At 66.3% G+C, this 19,363-nt stretch carries 19 protein-coding genes; 11 read left to right on the top strand and 8 right to left on the bottom strand.

The annotated features are described in order from the left end of the window. The first annotated feature begins 6 nt into the window (after positions 1 to 6). Genes OXR00_RS03205 through OXR00_RS03170 form a run of 8 tightly spaced genes read left to right on the top strand, consistent with a single transcriptional unit; the run spans position 7 to position 5,904 of the window. On the top strand, positions 7 to 486 hold the full coding sequence (locus OXR00_RS03205) for a cytochrome c (RefSeq protein WP_267386600.1): 480 nt from the start codon (positions 7 to 9) through the stop codon (positions 484 to 486). After that, the gene (locus OXR00_RS03200; RefSeq protein ID WP_267386599.1) at positions 483 to 1,346 is read left to right on the top strand and encodes a hypothetical protein; all 864 of its coding nucleotides are present in this window, start codon (positions 483 to 485) and stop codon (positions 1,344 to 1,346) included. Before OXR00_RS03205 ends, OXR00_RS03200 begins: the two co-directional genes overlap by 4 nt. Continuing rightward, positions 1,339 to 1,626 (top strand): hypothetical protein, encoded by a 288-nt coding sequence (locus OXR00_RS03195; RefSeq protein ID WP_267386597.1) that lies wholly within the window; start codon positions 1,339 to 1,341, stop codon positions 1,624 to 1,626. The genes OXR00_RS03200 and OXR00_RS03195 overlap by 8 nt, the downstream gene beginning before the upstream one ends. Next, the gene (locus OXR00_RS03190) at positions 1,623 to 2,378 is read left to right on the top strand and encodes an SCO family protein (protein ID WP_267386596.1); all 756 of its coding nucleotides are present in this window, start codon (positions 1,623 to 1,625) and stop codon (positions 2,376 to 2,378) included. Before OXR00_RS03195 ends, OXR00_RS03190 begins: the two co-directional genes overlap by 4 nt. Next, the gene (gene coxB / locus OXR00_RS03185) at positions 2,375 to 3,289 is read left to right on the top strand and encodes a cytochrome c oxidase subunit II (RefSeq protein ID WP_267386595.1); all 915 of its coding nucleotides are present in this window, start codon (positions 2,375 to 2,377) and stop codon (positions 3,287 to 3,289) included. Before OXR00_RS03190 ends, coxB begins: the two co-directional genes overlap by 4 nt. Before the next feature lie 49 nt (positions 3,290 to 3,338). Next, positions 3,339 to 5,009 carry a cytochrome c oxidase subunit I gene (ctaD, locus tag OXR00_RS03180; protein WP_242146408.1) on the top strand — a complete coding sequence of 557 codons (1,671 nt, stop codon included), beginning with the start codon at positions 3,339 to 3,341 and terminating at the stop codon, positions 5,007 to 5,009. Continuing rightward, complete coding sequence (locus tag OXR00_RS03175) at positions 5,006 to 5,626, top strand: cytochrome c oxidase subunit 3 (RefSeq protein WP_267386594.1); 621 nt, start codon at positions 5,006 to 5,008, stop codon at positions 5,624 to 5,626. The genes ctaD and OXR00_RS03175 overlap by 4 nt, the downstream gene beginning before the upstream one ends. Then, positions 5,623 to 5,904, top strand: a complete 282-nt coding sequence (locus OXR00_RS03170) for a cytochrome C oxidase subunit IV family protein (protein ID WP_267386593.1) — start codon at positions 5,623 to 5,625, stop codon at positions 5,902 to 5,904. The genes OXR00_RS03175 and OXR00_RS03170 overlap by 4 nt, the downstream gene beginning before the upstream one ends. Before the next feature lie 3 nt (positions 5,905 to 5,907). Here the strand turns inward: OXR00_RS03170 and OXR00_RS03165 are convergent, their stop codons facing one another. From OXR00_RS03165 to OXR00_RS03140, 6 genes are all read right to left on the bottom strand, one after another. Continuing rightward, on the bottom strand, positions 5,908 to 6,975 hold the full coding sequence (locus OXR00_RS03165; RefSeq protein ID WP_267386591.1) for a carotenoid 1,2-hydratase: 1,068 nt from the start codon (positions 6,973 to 6,975) through the stop codon (positions 5,908 to 5,910). After that, positions 6,972 to 9,461, bottom strand: coding sequence for an ABC transporter permease (locus OXR00_RS03160; protein WP_267386590.1), 2,490 nt, complete (start codon positions 9,459 to 9,461; stop codon positions 6,972 to 6,974). The genes OXR00_RS03165 and OXR00_RS03160 overlap by 4 nt, the downstream gene beginning before the upstream one ends. Next, a complete protein-coding gene (locus OXR00_RS03155; RefSeq protein ID WP_267386589.1) occupies positions 9,461 to 10,135 on the bottom strand; it encodes an ABC transporter ATP-binding protein in 675 nt (224 codons plus the stop codon). Before OXR00_RS03155 ends, OXR00_RS03160 begins: the two co-directional genes overlap by 1 nt. A gap of 2 nt (positions 10,136 to 10,137) precedes the next feature. Continuing rightward, positions 10,138 to 11,526: a PepSY domain-containing protein gene (locus OXR00_RS03150; RefSeq protein WP_267386587.1), complete on the bottom strand. Its 1,389-nt coding sequence runs from the start codon at positions 11,524 to 11,526 to the stop codon at positions 10,138 to 10,140. Positions 11,527 to 11,538: 12 nt separating this feature from the next. Then, entirely contained in the window at positions 11,539 to 13,734 is a 2,196-nt protein-coding gene (locus OXR00_RS03145) for a TonB-dependent receptor (RefSeq protein ID WP_267386586.1), read from the bottom strand. A 114-nt stretch (positions 13,735 to 13,848) separates the two neighbouring features. After that, a complete protein-coding gene (locus tag OXR00_RS03140; protein ID WP_267386585.1) occupies positions 13,849 to 14,301 on the bottom strand; it encodes a DUF2946 family protein in 453 nt (150 codons plus the stop codon). A gap of 933 nt (positions 14,302 to 15,234) precedes the next feature. On the opposite strand from OXR00_RS03140, the gene OXR00_RS03135 reads away from it, so the two are divergent. From OXR00_RS03135 to OXR00_RS03125, 3 genes are all read left to right on the top strand, one after another. Beyond that, positions 15,235 to 15,918, top strand: coding sequence for a TIGR02281 family clan AA aspartic protease (locus OXR00_RS03135; protein ID WP_267386584.1), 684 nt, complete (start codon positions 15,235 to 15,237; stop codon positions 15,916 to 15,918). A 76-nt stretch (positions 15,919 to 15,994) separates the two neighbouring features. Then, a complete protein-coding gene (locus OXR00_RS03130) occupies positions 15,995 to 16,282 on the top strand; it encodes a UvrB/UvrC motif-containing protein (protein WP_267387129.1) in 288 nt (95 codons plus the stop codon). Next, positions 16,279 to 16,548, top strand: a complete 270-nt coding sequence (locus tag OXR00_RS03125) for a DUF3253 domain-containing protein (RefSeq protein WP_267386583.1) — start codon at positions 16,279 to 16,281, stop codon at positions 16,546 to 16,548. The genes OXR00_RS03130 and OXR00_RS03125 overlap by 4 nt, the downstream gene beginning before the upstream one ends. Before the next feature lie 65 nt (positions 16,549 to 16,613). On the opposite strand, the gene OXR00_RS03120 is transcribed toward OXR00_RS03125, so the two are convergent. Both OXR00_RS03120 and OXR00_RS03115 read right to left on the bottom strand, forming a co-directional pair. Then, entirely contained in the window at positions 16,614 to 17,126 is a 513-nt protein-coding gene (locus tag OXR00_RS03120; protein WP_267386580.1) for a YdcF family protein, read from the bottom strand. A gap of 149 nt (positions 17,127 to 17,275) precedes the next feature. Further along, positions 17,276 to 19,357: a hypothetical protein gene (locus OXR00_RS03115; protein ID WP_267386578.1), complete on the bottom strand. Its 2,082-nt coding sequence runs from the start codon at positions 19,355 to 19,357 to the stop codon at positions 17,276 to 17,278. Positions 19,358 to 19,363 lie beyond the last annotated feature (6 nt).

Raw genomic sequence — 19,363 nt, 5'->3', positions numbered from 1 at the left:
GCGGCGATGCTCGTCCTTGTATCGGTGCTGCCTTTGCTTGGCGCCTGTGATCTGTCGATGCAGAAGCAGGAGAAAGGCAGTCCGCAGTCGAGCGAGGCGTTGTGGCCGGGCGGGCCGCCGCGCGCCGCCCCACCCGAAGGTACGATAGCGACGGATCAGGCCGCGCGAGATGCGGCGCTCGCTACGCCGCCGCCGCTCACCGCCGCGCTGATGGACCGTGGACAGGAGCGGTACGAGATCTTTTGCACGGAATGTCATGGTGCGAAGGGCAGGGGCGACGGCATGATCGTGCGGCGCGGCTTCCCGCAGCCGCCTTCCTTCCACACCGCGCGACTGGTCGCGGCGCCGCCGGCCTATATCGTCGATGTCATCACACATGGTCACGGCTTGATGTATTCCTATGCCGACCGGGTTGATCCGCGCGATCGTTGGGCGGTCGCGGCTTACGTAAAGGCTTTGCAACGCCTGCCGGAACGGGCGCGATGAACATCGCCCCCGTCCTTGCCGCCGCGTGGCGCGTGCTGTTCCTGACCGCGAGTGCGCCGCTGATCGGTGGCGTGCTGCTTGCCGCGATCGGCCGGGTGACAGGCGCGCGATGGACGGATGCGCTGGCGCCGCCCGCGGCGACACGGCTGGTGATCGTCGGCGCGGCGGTACTTGGCTTCGCGCAGATGGCGACACCGCTGCCGCCGCATCTCGCATTGTGGATGAACCCCGGACTGGTCGGCGTACGCGCGGTGATCGCGTGCGGAATGCTCGCCTTTGCCGGCGTGCGGCTGACGGGCGGGGCCTCCGTGACGTTCGCGGCAGTGATACTGGCGCTGTATGCGGCGCTCGTCACCCCCGTGGCGATGGACTGGCTGTTGGGTGAGGTGCCGGGCCATACCGTGTCGTCGGCGGGGATGATGCTGTTTGTCGAGCAGATCGCAGGCGCCTGTGCGCTCGTGCTCGTGCTGGGGCGTGGTGACGCGCGTTTCCGCGCGGACATGGCGAAGCTGATGGTCGCGGCCGCGCTCGGCCTCGGCTATCTGATCTTCATGGATTATCTGATCCTCTGGTTTGGCAACCTGCCATCGCGGGTGGGCTTTTACGTCGTGCGCAGTTCGCCGTGGGGTGCGGTCGCGGTATGGGTGGCGCTGATTGCGGGGCTGGCAACGCCGGTCGCCTTGCTGATGCTGCGGCCAGGGCGTGGCGGCGAGCAGGCTGCCGGCGTGGCGGTGCTGATCGCGCTGTTCGTCACCAACGGCTGGTGGGTCGGCGGTGGGGTCGCGGTGTGGCTCTCGGCTGCGGCCGGGCTCGCGTTGATCGCTGCCGGGGTCGGATGGTGGAGCCGTGCCCATGGCTGATGATGCTCCGGAGGGCTGGCAAGTGCCGCAGCGTCGCGCAATGATCGCTGCGGTCACGATTCCGGTGACGTTGCTCGCGCTGGTCGCGGCGGCGGGCTGGCTCTACGAACGAGATTTCGCGGTTCGCCATCACCCGGTTACGCCGTTCCCCGCCCCCGGCGTGGAAAGCTATGTGCATGACGGCGCGCTCGACCCCGTTCGCCCTGCGCCACCGCGGCGGACCGACGCGCAGGTCGATGCCGCCAAACAAGCTGTTGTCGCCGCAGGATGGCCACGATGATCGCTTGGCTGCTGACCATCGTGATGCTGCTCGCCGCCGCACCGGCGTCGGCCGCGCTGACGCCGGATCAACTCGCCCGCGCAGTGGCGCGACCGGGGATTAAGGCAGCGCTGCCGGTGGACCTGCGCTTTGCCGATTTGGCGGGCCGGCAGGTCACGCTCGGCGCGGTCGCGGCGGGGCATCCGCTCGTACTGATCTTCGCGGATTATACCTGTGCCCACATTTGCGCGCCGGGGCTGCGGCTGACGCAGAATGCGCTTTCCCAGACCGGCCTACAGGCTGGCACCGATTACCGCGTCGCGGTGGTCGGCCTCGATCCGAAGGACGGTGCCGCGCAGGCACGCGCGATGGGTGAGAAGATGAGCGTGGACGCACGCGTCACCCGCGCCACCACCTTGCTGCTCGGCGATGCGGATGCCACGCCGGCTGCGGCTAAAGCGCTTGGCTACGGATATGTCTATGATGCGGACAACGATCAGTTCGCGCACGATGCATCCGTGTATGTGTTCGGTGCGGACGGCCGGCTACGCGCGCTCTTGCCCGAGATGGCGCTCACCGCCGCTACGATGAAGGCCGCGCTCGTCGGTACCACGGCTCTTAGCTTTACCGAACGGGTGGCGCACCTCTGCTACGGCTTTGCCTCCGCGCACGGACTATACGGGCGGGCGATCGTGGTCGGTATGCAGGCGCTGTCCGTACTTCTGCTGGCGGCACTCGCGATATTCCTGTTCAGGCGGAGGCGTCCGATATGATGGAGCAGGCCTCCACGCTCGCACCACAGGTGGACCGCATCTTCTGGATGCTGACGGGCATTTCGATCGCGATCATGCTGCTCGTCGGCACCCTCGTACTGCTGTTCAGCTTCCGCTACCGGCGCGGCACCAACGTCCCACGTGGGCCGGTTCCGGAGCGACTGTCGGGGGAGATCGAGATCGGCTGGACGGCGGCGACGTTGTTCGTGTTCATCTTCCTGTTCTGGTTCGCCGCTGCTCTGGATACCGAGCAGTTCAAGGTGCCCAAGCACGCGATGGAGATACACGTCGTCGCAAAGCAATGGATGTGGAAGCTAGAACATCCGAATGGCGCGCGGGAGATCAACGCGCTGCATGTGCCGGTGGGCGTGCCGGTGCGTTTGGTGATGACCAGCCAGGACGTGATCCACAGCTTCTTCGTGCCCGCCTTCCGCATCAAGCAGGACGTGCTTCCGGGCCGCTATGTCGAAGCGTGGTTTCAGGCGTCGAAGGTCGGCACCTATCATCTGTTCTGCACCGAGTATTGCGGGACCGACCACAGCCGGATGATCGGCGGCATCATCGTGCAGAGCGCGGCCGACTACGCGCGCTGGTCGAGCGCGCAGCCGCAGGGTGACAGCCTTGCCGATCAGGGTGCCAAGCTGTTCGTGCAGATGGGGTGCTCGGGGTGCCACGGCGGGTCGGCGGTGGTGCGTGCGCCGAGCCTCGCCGGACTGTACGGCAAGCCGGTGCCGATCACGGGCGGTGGCTTCGTGACCGCGGACGAGGGGTACCTACGCGACTCGATCCTGATGCCGCAGAAGCAGGTTGTTGCAGGCTATGCGCCGATCATGCCAGCCTACGAGGGCACGGCGAGCGAGGACGACGTGGTCAAGCTGGTAGCGTATCTGAAGTCGGGCAAGGTGAAGTGATGGACCTGTTTTCGCCCTCCCGCTGTGCCGAACGGCCGGAGCGGGTCGCATGACCGAAACGCCGGAAGTCGGCCTGCTCGCTCGCGAACCTGGCGAGCGCAATTACCTTACCAATGGTACCACTGTGCGCTCGTGGCTGCTCACCACCGATCACAAGCGTATCGCTTTGCTGTATGCGGCGGGCATCACTTTCTTCTTTTTCCTCGGCGGCGCGGCGGCGACGCTGATCCGGGCCGAACTCGTCACCCCCAAGGGCGATCTGCTCAGCGCGGATACCTACAACCGCGTGTTCACGCTGCACGGTGTCATCATGGTGTGGTTCTTCCTGGTGCCGTCGATCCCGACCACGCTCGGCAATTTCCTGCTGCCGCTGATGATCGGCGCGGACGAAGTGGCCTATCCCAGGCTCAACCTGTTCAGCTGGTATCTGTGGCTGTCGGGCGGTCTGCTGACCTTGTTCGCGTTGCTTGCCGGCGGGGTGGATACCGGTTGGACCTTCTACACGCCATTCTCCACCCTCTATTCCAACAGCCACGTGCTGCTGGCGGCGGCGGGTGTGTTCGTGGCGGGCTTTTCCTCGATCGCGACCGGCATCAATTTTCTCGCCACCATCCACCTGCTGCGCGCCAAGGGCATGACGTGGATGCGCCTGCCGCTGTTCGCGTGGTCGATGTATACCACCAGTCTCGTCATGGTGCTGGCGACGCCAGTGCTGGCGATGGCGCTGCTGCTGGTGTTCGCGGAGCGCGCATTCGGCATGCCGATCTTCGATCCACGATCGGGCGGCGACCCGATCCTGTTCCAGCACCTGTTCTGGTTCTACAGCCACCCCGCCGTCTACATCATGGTGCTGCCGGCGATGGGCGTGGTGAGCGAGGTGATCGCCTGCGAGGCGCGGCGTCGCGTGTTCGGCTATGAATTCATGGTCTACGCGATGCTGATGATCGCGCTGATCGGCTTCATGGTCTGGGGCCACCACATGTTTGTCAGCGGGCAGTCGCCGTTCGCAAGCCTCGTCTTCTCCGCTTTGAGCTTCGTCATCGCGGTGCCGAGTGCGATCAAGGTGTTCAACTGGACCGGCACTTTGTACCGCGGGCAGATCCGGTTCTCGACACCGATGCTGTACGCGTTGGGCTTCGTCGGGCTGTTCACGCTGGGCGGGCTGACCGGGCTGTTCCTCGCCAGCCTGCCGGTCGATGTCGAGCTGACCGACACCTATTTCGTGACCGCGCATTTCCATTACATCATGGTCGGCGGATCGGTATCGGCGTTCTTCGCCGGGCTGCACTTCTGGTGGCCGAAGATCACGGGGCGGATGTATTCGGAGACGATGGGCAAGTTCGCGGCGGTGAGCATGTTCTTCGGGTTCAACTTCACGTTCTTCCCGCAATTCATCCTCGGCTACATGGGCATGCCGCGCCGCTATCACGAATACCCACCCGAGTTTCAGCCGTGGCAGGTGATGAGCTCTACGGGAGCGGTGGTGCTGGCGTTCGCCTATCTCTGGCCGCTGTTCTACCTGACGTGGAGCCTCGTTAAAGGGCCACGCGCCGACGACAACCCGCATGATGCGACCGGTCTGGAATGGCAGACCAGCTCACCGCCGCCGACGGAGAACTTCGCGAGCCCTCCGATCGTGACCGAGAAGCCGTACGGCTATCACCCGGAAGGGTTCGCGCCGCACTCCGCCGCGCCGACCGACCAGGCCCAAACGCCGTGACCGACACCGCACTGCAAAAACCGTGGGCGGATGCCGAGCGCCAGCGCGTCGCGACGCAGTTCGGCGTATGGATGTTCCTCGCCACCGAAACGCTGTTCTTCGGCGGCATCTTCCTGTTTTACACCGTGTCACGCGTCGAACACACCGCCGGCTTCATCGTCGGCGCGCGCCATACCGATGTGTGGTTCGGCAGCATCAACACGGTCGTGCTCCTCACCAGCAGCCTGACGATGGCGATAGCGGAGCGGGCGGTGCGTGTCGGTGCGGTACCGCTGGCGCGCGCAATGTATTTTGCTACGATCGCGCTTGGCCTGTGTTTCGTTACCGTAAAGGGCTTTGAATATTGGCAGGACGTCAGCGAGCATCTGCTGCCCGGGCGCGACTTCCCGATAGCGCAGACCGGCGCGAGCGAATTCTGGGCGTTCTACTGGACCGTCACCGTCGTCCACGCCATCCATCTGACGATCGGCCTCGGCATCGTGGCGCGTATGTTGCTGATCCCGCGCGACCAATTGGCCGCGCGCTGGACCACTGCCGAGGGTACCGCGCTGTATTGGCACCTCGTCGATGTGGTGTGGGTATTCCTCTACCCTTTGTTGTATCTGGCCGGGCGATGACGCGAGAGGAGCGCCACCACGTCCTCGTCAAGCCGCTGCGCATCTGGGCGGCGCTCATGGCGCTGCTGACGCTGACGATCGTCTATGCGTTCGTGCCGGGACTGCCGCTGAAGACCGAGACGGGGCTGGCCATCGCGCTCGCCAAGGCGCTGCTGATCGCACTGTTGTTCATGCAGTTGAAGGGTGCCAGCGGGATTGTGCGGATCGCTGCCGTGGCCGGTTTGGTATGGGCCAGCTTCCTTTACGTACTGACGTTCGCCGATCTGCTCACGCGCTGACGGCTACATGCGCAGCCGATCGGCATAGCCGGTCAGTTCGAGATAGCCGCGCCCGCCCTCGGTCCGCACCGCGCCCTCCCAATACACCGGCATGCCGCTGCGTCGCGCGTCGAGCTCCTGATCGGGGAACAGCGGCCGCAACGTGAAGCTGCGCATCCCCTCCGGTAGTTTCACCGTCAAACGCTGCGCAACCGGGTAAACCGCGCCGGTCCGTGGCGAACGCCAGCGTGCAACGGGATCGAACTGGACGTCTCCGCGCGCAAAGCGGGTGAGGGTGCCATCCTTGCGGCGCAGCGATCCGCCGGCCCACAATGTCCCGCCGTCTGCGCGCCGGATGCGGAACGCCATCAGCGCACCGCCATTATCGAGGTTCAGCCCGGTCCAGTCCCAGCCGGTCGCCGTGCCGCCAAGATAGTCGGACGACCATTCCCGATCGAGCCACGCCTTGCCCGTGACCGGTTCGGCCTTGCCGCCGCGGGTCAGCCGCCCTGCTGCGGCAAGATGCGGCAGCGAGTAATAATAGCTCGCCTGCTCCGGCTTCGGCCCCTTCTGGCTGTAACCGTTCTGCCCTTGCAACATTACGCCCTGACGCGGGGCAAGATCGAGGGTCAGCGTGAAGTCGGGCGTGGCAACTTTAGTCGCGAAATGCCCGTCCGGCCGCCGCACGATCCGCCAGTCGCGCAGGCTCACGTCGGTATCGCCGATCCGCGCCTGCGCCACGCCGAAGCCGGCGCGCGCGGCGCGCTCGCCGTGGAGCAGATGGCCGGTGGCGGGATCGGATAGCGCGGCGTGCGCGAAAAGGATCTGGCGCGGCGCGAAGCGGCTCGGGTTCGTCTCGCCAACACCGGGGCGGGTGCGGAAGAACGTCACCTGAAATCCGAGATCGTTGCCCGTCTTAGTGCGAAGCCAACCCGTGACGTACCACCATTCGGTGCGAAACGCCGGATGCGCGCCATGATCGGTCGGAAAGGCGAAGGCGCGACCGGGGCGCACCACTGGGTAAGGTGCGGCGGTCGGACTGGCCGCCACCATCGCGGCGGCGGCGAGCAGCAGGGCGGCGGCGCGGATCACCAATCCTCCCGCACGGCGCGCACCGCATCGATTGCCGTGGCACGCCGACCGGCAAGGATCGCCGTCACCGATGCCGCGATCACCAGCGCCAGCGCCACGCACCCGATCGTCCTCCACGGCACCAGCGTCGCCATTGTCCAGTTGAACGATTGCGGATTGATGACCCGGATCAGCACCTGCGCCAGCACCGCGCCAAGACCGATGCCGGCGATCCCGCCGATCCCGCCAAGCAGCGCGCCTTCGCTCGCGAGCATTGCGGTGACCTGCCGCCGCGAGACGCCGATGTGGCGCAACATCCCGAACTCGCGCGTGCGGGCGATCGTTTGCGCCGACATGGTGGCCGCCACCCCGGACAAGCCAACGAGGATGGCGATCGCCTCCAGCAGATAGGTCACGGCGAAGCTGCGATCGAACAGTTGCAGCGCGAAGCGGCGCAACGTCGCAGGCTCGGTGATTGCCACGCCCGGCGCGGCGGCGCGCAAGGCAGCGGTGACGGTGTCGCCACGCGTACCCGGTCGCAGCATGATCGCGGCCTCGTCACGGCTGGCGTCGCCGGTCAGGCGCGTGTAGTCGCCGTCGCGCATCACGATCGCGCCTTGTTGCCGCGCGTAGTCACGCCACACGCCCGAAACGCGAAAGTGCGCGTGGAACGGCAGTGCGACCACATCACCGACTTGCCACCGGTATAGCCGCGCCGCTGGTTCCGACACCCACACCGGCACCGCGCCCGGCTGAGCCGTGGTGGAGCCGGCGATCAACACAAGGCTCGGGTCCGCTTCCCCGGTCGCAACGGGCCGTGCGATCAGCACTACCGGCGGACGATCGGCGGCGAGCGACAGCGGGATCTGGCGGCTGAAGGCGATGCGCGCGATGCCGGGGATCCGCGCAAGCTTCGCCTGTGCCTGCGGGTCGAGCGCGCCGCCCTCCGTGCGGAGGTACAGATCGGCGGAGAGCACCTGCCCGAGCCATGTATCGACCGCACCACGAAAGCTGAACACCATCATCGCCATCGCGATCATCAGCGCGGTACTGGCGACGATGCCGCACAGTGCGGTCGCGGCCTGCCCCGGCGCGCCGTGGAGATGGCGTAGCGCAAGGCCGAGCGGCACGTTGCGACCGTCCGCACGCGCGAGCGGCGCGAGCAGCGCCCGCGCCAGCCACGGCATACCGGCAATCCCTCCGGCGAGGATCAGCGCCATAGCAGCGAAGCCGAACAGCGGCAGTCCGCCCACCGCCGGCAGCAACGCCGCCACGCCGCCGCAGACGATCAGCACCAGCGCGGGCGCCCACGAGATCCGCGCGCGCGGATCTATCATGTCGCCCGTGTTGCGCAACGCCGCCGCCGGAGCGGCGCGCGCGGCGATCCGCGCCGGCACGACGCTGCCGCCGATCGCCGCGACCAGCCCAAGCGTGAAGAACCCCGCCGCCGCCCATGGCGCGAACACCAGATGTGCGCCGCCCCCGTCGAAATACCCGGCGCCAAGATCGCCGCCGAGCATCGACAACGCGGCCCACGCCAGCGCGTAGCCGATCGCCAGCCCCACGCTCGCGCCGATCAGCCCGATCACCAGCCCTTCCGCCGCGACGGTCGCGACGATGCCGGCGCGCGGCAAGCCGAGGGTCCGCACCAGCGCGAACGCGCGCAGCCGCCGCGCCACCGACAGCGACTGCGCGGAGAACACCAGGAACCCGCCGGTCAGCAGCGCGACGAGCGCCAGCATGTCTAGGTTGACGCGGTACGCACGCGACAGCGCATCGGTGCGGCTGCCGTCGCTACGCGCGGTGCCGAGTACCGCGTCGGCCGGCAGGCGTGTGGCAAGACCCGTTTCGTCCGCTCCGTCCGCGCGCTTCAGGTCGATGCGGTCGAGCCGCCCGAGCCGCCCGAACCGCCACTGCGCGACAGCGATATCGATCACGGCTATGCTCTGCCCATCCGCCACACCGGGCAGCGTTCCCGCCACGCGCAGCGGCACGGCGTGGCCATTGGCGGTGATGGTCACGTGCGCTCCGGTCTTCACGCCCAACGCCCGCCGCGCGGTCTCGGAGAGGAACAGCGCATCCTCCGCGAACGCATCGCCGGGGCTGGCGCCGATACCGATCAGCGACGGCGTCACCTGCGCGGCACGGATCGCATCGAGGCCGAGCAGCGTCAGCCGCACCGCGCCCGCGCGCGCGTCGAGCTTCACCACCGGGCTGGCGTCGGCGATACCGCGCGCAGCGAGCAGCCGCGGATACAGGCGTTCGTCGAAGCCGAGCGGGGTGCGCGCATTGACCTGTAGGTCCGCCGCGCCGTTGACGCTGTTGAGCGCCCCCTCGAACGAGGCCAGCGCCGAGCCGTTGACGAGATGCACCGCGAAGCCGAGCGCCACGCCGATCGCGATCGCCACTGCCGTCAGCAGCCAGCGCGCCGGGTGGGCACGCCATTCGCCCAGGATCAGCCAGCCGAGCGCGAGCCGCGCCCGCAGGAAGCCGCTGTCCGGCCGCATCAGGCCGGCATCAGGCCGGCTGGGGTGAGGACGAGCGTGCGGTCCGCGATGGCGGCGGCGGCGTGCGAATGGGTGACGAGAATGGCCGCCGCGCCGCCCGCGCGCACGCTGTCTGCAAACAGCGCGAGGATGCGCGTCGCCGTCTCGGCGTCAAGGTTGCCGGTCGGTTCGTCGGCGAGGATCAGCGCCGGGCGATGGATCAGCGCGCGCGCGATCGCCACGCGCTGTAACTCGCCGCCGGACAGATCGCGCGCATAGCCGTCTCCGCGCGCACCCAGGCCAACCCGTTCCAGCATCGCCTGCGCGCGTTCCGCCACCGCCTTGCGATCGGCCGAGACGAGCGCGAGCGGCAGCGCGACGTTCTGGCGCAGGCTGAGATAGGGCAGGATGTGAAAGGCCTGGAACACGAAGCCGATCCGCTCACGCCGCAGCCGGGTGAGCGCCGCTTCGTCCAGCGTGCCGAGGACCGTGCCCTCGACGGCGATCTCGCCTGTGTCCACGCCGTCCAGCCCGGCGAGCATGTTTAGCAAGGTCGATTTGCCTACCCCCGAATCACCGACGATCGCGACCAGCTCGCCGGCCGCGATATCGAGGTTGAGCCCCTCGAACAGCCGTCTGCCACCTGGCACCGACTTGGCGACACCTGACACGCGGAGGAGGGGCGGGGGCGGCATCGTCACCTGCCTAGCCGAACCACGTCGCCGGTCAACGCGCGTTTGCGCCCGAACAGCACGACCGCGCGATCGATCAGCACCACTACGATCAGCGATGTGCCGAGCAGCGGCATCACCACGCCCGCCACCACGATGATCGCGATCAGTCCCGCAACCGGCGCGCCGGCCACGCGCGGCGGTACGGCGAGGCGACCGGCCGGGCGCCGCTTCCACCACATCGCGAAGCCGCTCACCACCAAGGTGATGACGGCGAGGCAGGGGATCAGCATCACGATCTGGTTGGCGAGGCCGAAGTAGTTGCCCATGTGCAGCTGCACGCCAAGCTCCACCGCGCGGCCGACGATGCCGTACTCTGCGAAATCGACCTCGCGGATCAGCTTGCCGCTCCACCGATCGACGTAGAGCGTGCGTTGCCCCTCCGGCTGATCGGGATAGGTGTAGGCGGTGTAGACGCCGGTCGGCCCGGCGGGAAGGAACAGCCGGTAGCCGCTTAGGTGATGCGCGCGGAACACGGCGGCGGCGCGGTCGGCGCCGGTGATGGTCGCCGCGTCGGACGCGCCCGCGCCCATCGCATGCCCGGCGTGTCCGGCATGTTCGCCGGAGATCGGCATCGGCATCGTTTCCAGCGTCCACGGCGCCGCGCCCAGCGCCTGCTTCATCGGCACGCTTTTGGGCGGATTGTGGGTGGAGTGCGACGGTGGATAGCCGACCCCCGCCGCTGCGCTTATACGCTGGATCAGGTCACCCTCTATCCCCGCCCACGGCAGGCCGGTGACGAGCATGAAGGCGATGAACGCAACGGTCCAGATGCCGACCACCCCGTGCAGATCGCGCCAGAATGTCCGCCCGGTAGTGCGCGGTCGCAGCCGGAACGCGGCGACGGAGCGCCCGCGCGGCCACCACAGATACACCCCCGACGCGATCAGCAGCAGCGCCCAGCACGCCGCCAGCTCGACGATACGGTCGCCCAGCGTGCCGATGGTGAGAGAACCGTGCATCGTATCGGCAAAGCCGACCAGCGTGCGTTCGTACACGATGCTGCCCAGCACCCGCCCGCTGCCGGGATCGACCGAAACGCGGAGCGGCGCGCCCTCGGTCGGAGTTACAAACACCACTGCGGATCGGTTCGGCGCGGTCGGCATGTCGATCCGCGTCGCGCCACCGGGATGCGCGGCGAGCGCGGCGCGCAGCATCGTCGAGACGGCCACGCTGGCGGCATGCGGTGCGACGAAGCGTTGTTCGGGATAGATCCGGTCGTTGATCTCGTCGTTGAACAGGTAGATCGAACCGGTCACCGCGAGGATCAGCAGGAACGGCGCGACGATCAGCCCGGCATAGAAATGCCAGCGCCAGATCGTCCGGTACAGCCGCGAAGGGGGCAGGGTCGCCATGGCGGTTCCTTCTCAGAAGTGCGTGGCGAGCGCGACGTCGAAACTGCGCGGCGCGGCGATGTAGACGTTGGTGGCGGGATAGCCGGAATATTCTCCGTAGAACGCTTGGGTGAGGTTCCGGCCCCGCACCGTTAGCGTCGCCTGTGGCGCGACGCGGTAGCTGATCGATGCGTCCAGCGTGGTATGGCCACGCACTAGGATCGTGTTGGCCGTGTCGGTGTAGAAGCCCGAGGCATGTCGCACGAATGCGCCGAGCGTTACCGGCAGCGGCTTGAGCGTGTAAAGCGCGCTCGCGTTCAATGTAGTCGAGGGCACGTTGATCGGCCGGTTGCCGGCGCGGTCGAAGCGGGTGGTGCCGATCACCTCGATCAGTTCGTCATACTGCGCCTTCACGTACGATGCGCCGCCCGATAGCTGGAACTGCGGCGTGACATTGGCGCTGATCGTCAGCTCCGCTCCCCGCGACGACTGCCGCCCGCCCTGGATGCTTTGGCTGGGGTCGTTGGGGTCGCGGGTGAGGATGTTGCGCTGCTCGATCCAGTAGCCCGCGCCCGTCACGCCGATCCGGTCGCCCCACAGCGACGCCTTGAAGCCGCCCTCCGCGCTGCGGCCGGTGGTGAGCCGGTAGGCGGTATTGGCGATCGACTGGAGCAGGATCGAGGACACCGGCACCACGGCGGTGGTATATTGCCCATATAGCGTCACGCCCTTGATCGCCTCCCATGTCGTGCCGATCCGCCACGAGAACGGATTGTAGCTCGGATGCGCCTGCGTCAGCGCACCGCCCGCGTTGAGGTTAGTGATGTAACGATCGAGATCGATATGATCGTAACGTGCCCCGCCGACGATCAGCCAGCGCGGGGTGAGGTTCAGCGCATCCTCCGCGAACACAGATTGCTGGTCTAGGCGCGAACGGTAGACCACGTTGGTGGTGGTATAGACTCCGCGCATCGGGAAGCTGCCCACCACCGGCGCATAGGGATCGACCGGGGCGACCGCGCCGACCGGGCTTTGCTGGCGCGGGTTGACGAACCAGGTGTGGTCATACTCGCCGCCGAGCGTAAAGCGGTTGCGCAGGCCGCCGATCACACTTTCGTTGCTGAAGGCAAGCCGCTCCGTCCAAAATCGCTGATCGTGGAAGATGCGCTGTACCGATCGCGCCAGGCTGCCGTTGGGGAAGGCGGGCGTCGGCGCGGTGTAGTTCTGGTCGCCGCTCAGCACGAAATCGCGCTTCGCCCAATAATATTGCGCATCGTTGGCGAGTTTCCAGCCGCCGCCCAGCGACCAGTCGATCCGCGAGCGCAGCGTCGTCTCGTTCGCGCCGGAATAGCCGCCGTACGGATTGTAATTCTCGCGCCGCATCGCCCGGTCGAGCACCAGCCCGTTGGTGGTGCGCACCGCATCGCTCGGCGCGCGCGCAGTGGCGAGCGCGACCAACGGCGCACCCTGATAACTCGAATCGTAGCGATCCGCGAAATGATCGACGCCGATCAGTACCGACAGGTCCGCGCTCGGCTTCCACAGGGCGGAAGCGGTCAGCCCAGTCGAACGCGTGTCGTTGTCCTTCACGTCGTACAGGCTGTCGCTGCGCTGGTAACTGGCGTCGGCACGCACCGCCAGCGTGTCCGACAGGGTGTAGTTCACGCCCGCCGCCGCCTCCAGCGTGTCGAAACTGCCGAAGCTGAGCAGTCCATCCATATGCGTGCCGTCGAACACCGGCTTGCGCGTCACCTTGTTGACCACGCCCGCCAGCGCACCCTCGCCGTACAGGACGGATGCCGGGCCTTTCAGCACCTCGATCCGGTCGTAATGCCAGGTGTTGATGTCGCGCGTGACGACGGTGGAGGTGGAAACCCGCACGCCGTCCTGCAAAATCGACACCGCCGACCCGGAAAATCCGCGCAGGCTGATGACCGCCGGGTTGCCCGGCACGTTGCCGGCGATCGCACCGACGATATCGTTGAACGCCTCCTTCGAGGTGCGAAGCCCGCGGATCTGGAGATCCTGCTGCGTCAGCACCTCGGTCGAGGCGGGCGTCTCACGCACCGACAGGCCAAGGCGGCTGCCGGTATCGGTCGGCTGGTCGAGATCGGGCAGGTCGGGTTGACCCGTTACGATGATGTCACGCTGCGGGGCGACGTCTTCGGCAAAGGCCGGCGCGGTGAACGTTATAAGCGAAACGCCCGCAGCGAGTATGGAGTAGGACATGCGATAACCCTGTTGATCGGGCCCGCGGTGCATCACCGCCGGCCGCGCCGAAGAAAACCGTCGCGGCATGTGCGACGGTCGATCACTCTCGGTCCGGCGCGATGTCGCGGCCGGTCAGGCGGGCAAGGGAGGTCCGGTTCGCGGCGGCCAGCCGAAGCGTATCGGCGCAACCAGCGGTGGCGGTGTCCGGCGGAACACGGTTGCGACGATGAACAGGATGGCGAGCGCAAGTACGACCGGATCGACCGCCGCTGCCGCAGCCATCGCGACGCCGGCAAAGCCGCAAATGCCATCCGCCATCGGCTTAGGATCGTGGTGATCGCCGGCATGATCCATACCGGGCATCGTCGCATGCGCCATCGGCATCGCACCTTGGCCGGGGCAGAGCGCCATTACGAAGCTACTGCCCTGAACGACCGGCATATATCCGGTCGGAATCAGCATCCGAGCAAGCAGCGCAGCGACCACCAGCACAAGCGCAAACATGCGCTGTTGGTGGAGTGCGAGGCGGTAGCCGGTCATCGCGCTCCAGTACGGCGCGACCGTGGCGCCGTCACGCCAAATCACCTTAAACTGCAGCAGGAGATTGACCGGCAGGAGCCAGCATGACCCTGCCCGCGCATTGGCGGAGCATTAACCAGCGCTTGCTCGTCCGTCATCGCCCGCCAGAGAACGTGTGGCGGAGCGGCGTCTGCATAGCCGCCTGATTTTGGCCAATAGGTCTGGCTTTGTGGCTGGGAAACCAGCGACACGCGACCCGTCATGCTCTACCACGCCAAAAGCGACAGCCGCAGTTAGGATGTCGCGCTACCTACCTTGGGGCGCTCACGTATGTCGCGCCGCTCTGTGCGAACACGGGCGATATAATGAGTGGCCGGCTGCTGACAGGAGACCGGATCAGCAGCGTCGCTTTATCAAGTGTGTGCCTCGCGAATTCAGCGGTATTTAGCCAATCCTCGTCGTCGGATAATCGAAGAGCCGCCCTTTGCAGGACGGCCCTTCCATTGTCAGCCGATCACGGAGGATCGTCAGGCGCGGATATCCCCCGCAGCGGAGGTCGCGTCCATCAGATGTGCCGCGAGCGGCGTGAGACAATGAGACATTCGACCACCTCCTTTCCGTTGTTGAACAGTGAGGGAGATATGTGGCCATGTTCCTGAGAATCAAGGACGCTGCAGACAAATATGAATGCTGCGTGGTTGCGAGACGCGCATGGTTCGTCGAGATGCGCCAGCTTGGCGGACCCATTCATCAGGCAGACCAGGTTCGGCGTTCAGGCGACCTTGGGAACCGCTGAAGAAGCGGTCTGTTAACAGCCTAAGCTAGGATGGTGACCGGAACCGAACCGCCGGGAGTGAGGCACAGCAGCGTATCGGTCTGGCAACCGTTATGATGCGCGCGGAGGATCGGCAGCGCTTCGATTTTCATGTGCAGTCATAGCCGACGAAACGTGGAGGCGATGCAAAGCAAGTTTCGCGGGCGTCCAGGCATGCAGCGATAGTGAGGGCCGGCCAGATCGACACGATTTCCAACATCGCGGACAGAGGCATTGTCATCGACCCGCAGTGGCAGCATCTTGCGCTATATGCCCTGGGTGCTGCCGTATTGCTCTCGCTGTTGTTTCGCGTTCCTTACGTAGGCCGCATACTTCGGGCGCTGTTTTCCGTGACGTTGCTGGCGCTGTGCCTGTTTATGGTTTTGCAGCAGGCCCCATACGAACCTGGTCTTGCCCGAATCAGTTCGCGGCTGGGGCTGGATACCCAAACGGTCGCGGGCCGCGAGGTTCGCGTTCCCATGGCGCTGGACGGCCACTTCTGGGCTACGGCGGCCATTAACGGAGTGCCGCGTCGCATGTTGATCGACAGCGGTGCGACCGTGACTGCTCTGTCGAGCGAAACGGCTGATCTCGCATCGGTTGCGCAAAATACGGGCTTGATGCCGGTGATGATGCAGACCGCAAATGGGATCATCCGCGCCGAGACAGGCACGATCAATCATCTCAGCCTCGGTGGCATCAGGGCGCGCGGATTGAAGGTCGTCATCTCGCCTGCGCTCGGGCATACCGACATTCTCGGCATGAATTTCCTGTCTCGACTTTCATCGTGGCGTGTCGAAGGGCGGACGTTGATCCTCGTGCCTGTGGCGAAGACCGCGCCAGTGCACAAAGGTCGCCATGCAAGCTGAACAGTTGAAGCGCCCGCGGCTTAGCGGCGCGTGAGCATTGCGGCCAAAGGTGTTGGTCGCGCGTTTCGCCATCATGATGGAAACGATCGAGGATCTGCAACAGCGCATGGATGCTGCGGCCCAGGCACTGGATTTCGAGGAAGCGAAGCGGTGCCGCGACCGGATCAGCCTGATGCGCGGCGGCGCGAGCGCGAATGAAGCTGAACAGGCCATCGGTGCGGGTCTGGAACGCCAGCAACCGGGGTCAATGGGGCTCGGGACCAGCCAGCAACGCGTTGTACCTCCTCAGGGCTGGCAACCGCCGCCCAAACCTGACCTGATGACAACCGGCCATACTTCGCGTGGCCGGTCCCGCCGGCCGTGAACCCGGCGGATGCGCGGGCGGCGACGCTCGCGCTACTCGCCGCGCGTGCGCCCGAAGCGACGGTCTGCCCGAGCGAGGTCGCGCGCGCAATCGCGGCAGGAGACACGCAGGGCGCGATTGCTACGTGGCGGGACGCGATGCCCGTCGTCCACGATGCGGTTGATGGTTTAGTGACAGATGGGCTTGTACGCCTTTCCTGGAGAGGGAAACGCCTTTCAGCGCGGGCTGGTCCATACCGAATAGCGCGAGACACGCGAACACGCTGACGGGCGCCACCCCCGTTAAATGGACGAAGGGCGGCAGCAGCCTTGGTGATTGTCAGCTATGCATCCTATGCTCGCTCGCGCCACGCCGCGCTGATACCGGCGACGAGATCATAGGGAATTGCCGCCCCTTCGCGGAGCCACATCTTCAAGCGTAACTGTCGCGGCCCGCGTGCGGCAAGACGAACCGGCCGGCTGGCGAACCCGAGCAGCCGGAACAGCATGCCTACCCGCGGTTGATGATAGGCGTCGGTGCAGGTCAGGATCATCGCGTAACCGTTGGCACGGGCATGAGCGGCTACGGCGCGGACCGTCTCCAGCGTGTCGCCGCTGTCCTCGTCCAGCGTCAGCCGCTCGGCAGAGACTGCGCCAGTCAAAAGGTTCGCCATCACCGCCGCCTCGGATGGCGGGTATGCGCCAGTCCCGCCAGAAAGAAACAGATCCACGTTTGGATCGGCTTGGGCAACTGCTGCGGCATAGCCGACGCGGCGCGCCAACGCAGGGCTCGCGCTGCCGTCCGGGCGCACCGCAGCGCCAAATACGACTGCGAGCGTGCGCTGGCCGGAAGGTGGTTTGGGCATGAGGACTTTCCAGCTATGTCGATGGTGCCTGAGAACGGCTTCTGGTACGATGCGGTTGCGTAACGATGCGGTACGACGAAATGACGGACGTCAGTGCTGCGCCTTAAGATGTCCACGGGTTTCGTTGTCGCTCCAAAATGCGATCCGCATCACTGGATCGTGACGGGAAGATCACGACCGGTCGCAGCGACATTGCCGGCATGATCGGCGGCATAGATCCGTATGGTGTAGTCACCATGTGGCAAAGTCGCAGGGTTCCAGCCGACCCGTTCGGCGTGGCCGTGCCGGATGACGTTGGACACGACGTATAGAAAGCGTGTTCGTTGCTCGCTGTGCACGGTATCTCCGCTGGCGGGGGCATAGGCGATCTTCGCGGCATCCGGCGCGGTGGGCATGCGGTCGAATTTGATGGTGATGCGAGGCCGCTCGAAACCGGGCATCGGCGTCCCACCGGCAGTGAGGATCTGATAGCCTGCGGCATACAACCCAAGGCGGCGACGCGCCGCGTTGCCGTCCACCTGATCCCAGGCGTCCGCGACGATGCTGATCGGACCGGCGGTCGCGGGCACGACAAGGCGGCCGTCCTGCCGTGCGGTCAGGCGCATGCCCGCGGCGTCGAAGAGTTGTACACCGTCGATATGCGGCGCGACGTGGTCGGCGAAGCCGGGGAAGTGCAGCAGCAGCGCATTGATCTTGCCGCGAGGCACGCCGAGTTCAAGATGGACATGCGCCATCCGATTAATCGTGCCGAGCGGATCCCCGACGCCAAAGCGCGTGCCACGCTTGACCCGGACGCGAGTGACGCGCCCCGACGCATCGCGCAGCAGTTCGAAACGCGCGAGGTCAAGCGGGCCGCCGTTCGCGGAGCGGCCGACACGCATGTGGATGTACGTCATTGCGTCGATCCGCAGACTTTCGGTCAAGCCATCGAAATCGGAGGTCGGCAGCGGATCTCGCACCGTCTCGGCAGCGGCGGCGAGCACCGTTTGTCCCGGTGGAGCACTGATGTCGAGGCCGGCGTGAAGGTGATCACGGCTCTCACCCGTGTAATTGCCGCGTACCTCGCCGAGATCGCCGACCACTTCGTGCCAACTCATCTGCGGTGCAACGGGCCATGGAACCGCCCGCGCATGAATTAGGGTCGGTGCCGGGACGAGTGGAAATGCCGTCGCGACGGGCCCCGCATTGGTGCGTCGCGGGCTGAGCTTCGCAACGAGACGCGCCGAAGCGTCGGCAACGTAGAGCGTGCCTGCCTGGTCGATCGCGACCCCGGAGGGACCAACGAAGCGGACGGCGGCATTGCCGGCGGGCAATGCTCCTGGCCCGGTCAGCACGCGGAGTGCACCCGACGGCGACACCTGTACGATCCGCCCCCGTTTGTAGGAAGCGACATAGATGAAGCCGTCCCACGTGGGTGCCAGACCGACCACACCATTCAGCAGATCGGCACCATCATCGGTGTCGGTGCGAGCGAGCGTCAGGACGTCGCCGTTCGGCGCCACCCGCCGGATTGCGTGATTGCCGCTGTCCGCGACCAGCAGCATGCCTTCCCGGTCCAGTGCGATGCCGGTCGGTGTGTCGAACGCCGCCGATGCGCCCGGTCCATCCGCAAAGCCCGGTACCGCCTGACCCGCGAGCGTCCGCACCTGGCCATCGGTGGTGATGACGCGAATACGATCGTTGTAAGTATCCGCGACATACACGTTCCCCTTGGCGTCGGTCGTGACCCCGATCGGACCGTCGAAACGTGCCTGTCTTGCTGCGCCGTCGCGATACCCGGCGGTTCCGTCTCCCGCCAGCGTGGTCACGATACCGTCCGGGCTGATCTTGCGCACGGTGTTGGCGGCGGTATCGGCGACCAAAATATCGCCTGCACGATCGAGCGCCAAGCCGGAGGGGCTATCGAATTTGCCCGGTAGCGTCGTGACCGTGCCATCTCGATCGATCCGCCGGACCCGGCCGATCGCTCCCGCATCCGCCACGTACACTGCGCCGCGGGAGTCGATCGCGATTCCGAATGGGTCGCCAAAGCGTGCCTTTGTGCCCAAGCCGTCCGCGTCGCCGTTGGTACCGTCTCCTGCCATGATGGTGAGCGAGGCCGGCCAACCAAACGGCGTCGGCTTCGTCCTGAACCAGCCGAGCGCCAGCATCAGCCACAGTCCGGCCGCGACCAGCGCCACGGTGACCAACGCAAGAAGGATGAAGAAGGGACGGCGATCGTTACGGGACATACCGCA

This window comes from Sphingomonas sp. GC_Shp_3, assembly GCF_026540945.1.
Classification (GTDB): Bacteria; Pseudomonadota; Alphaproteobacteria; order Sphingomonadales; family Sphingomonadaceae; genus Sphingomonas.
Note: the sequence above shows the minus strand (reverse complement) of the source record. Positions and strands in the feature narration are given on the sequence as shown.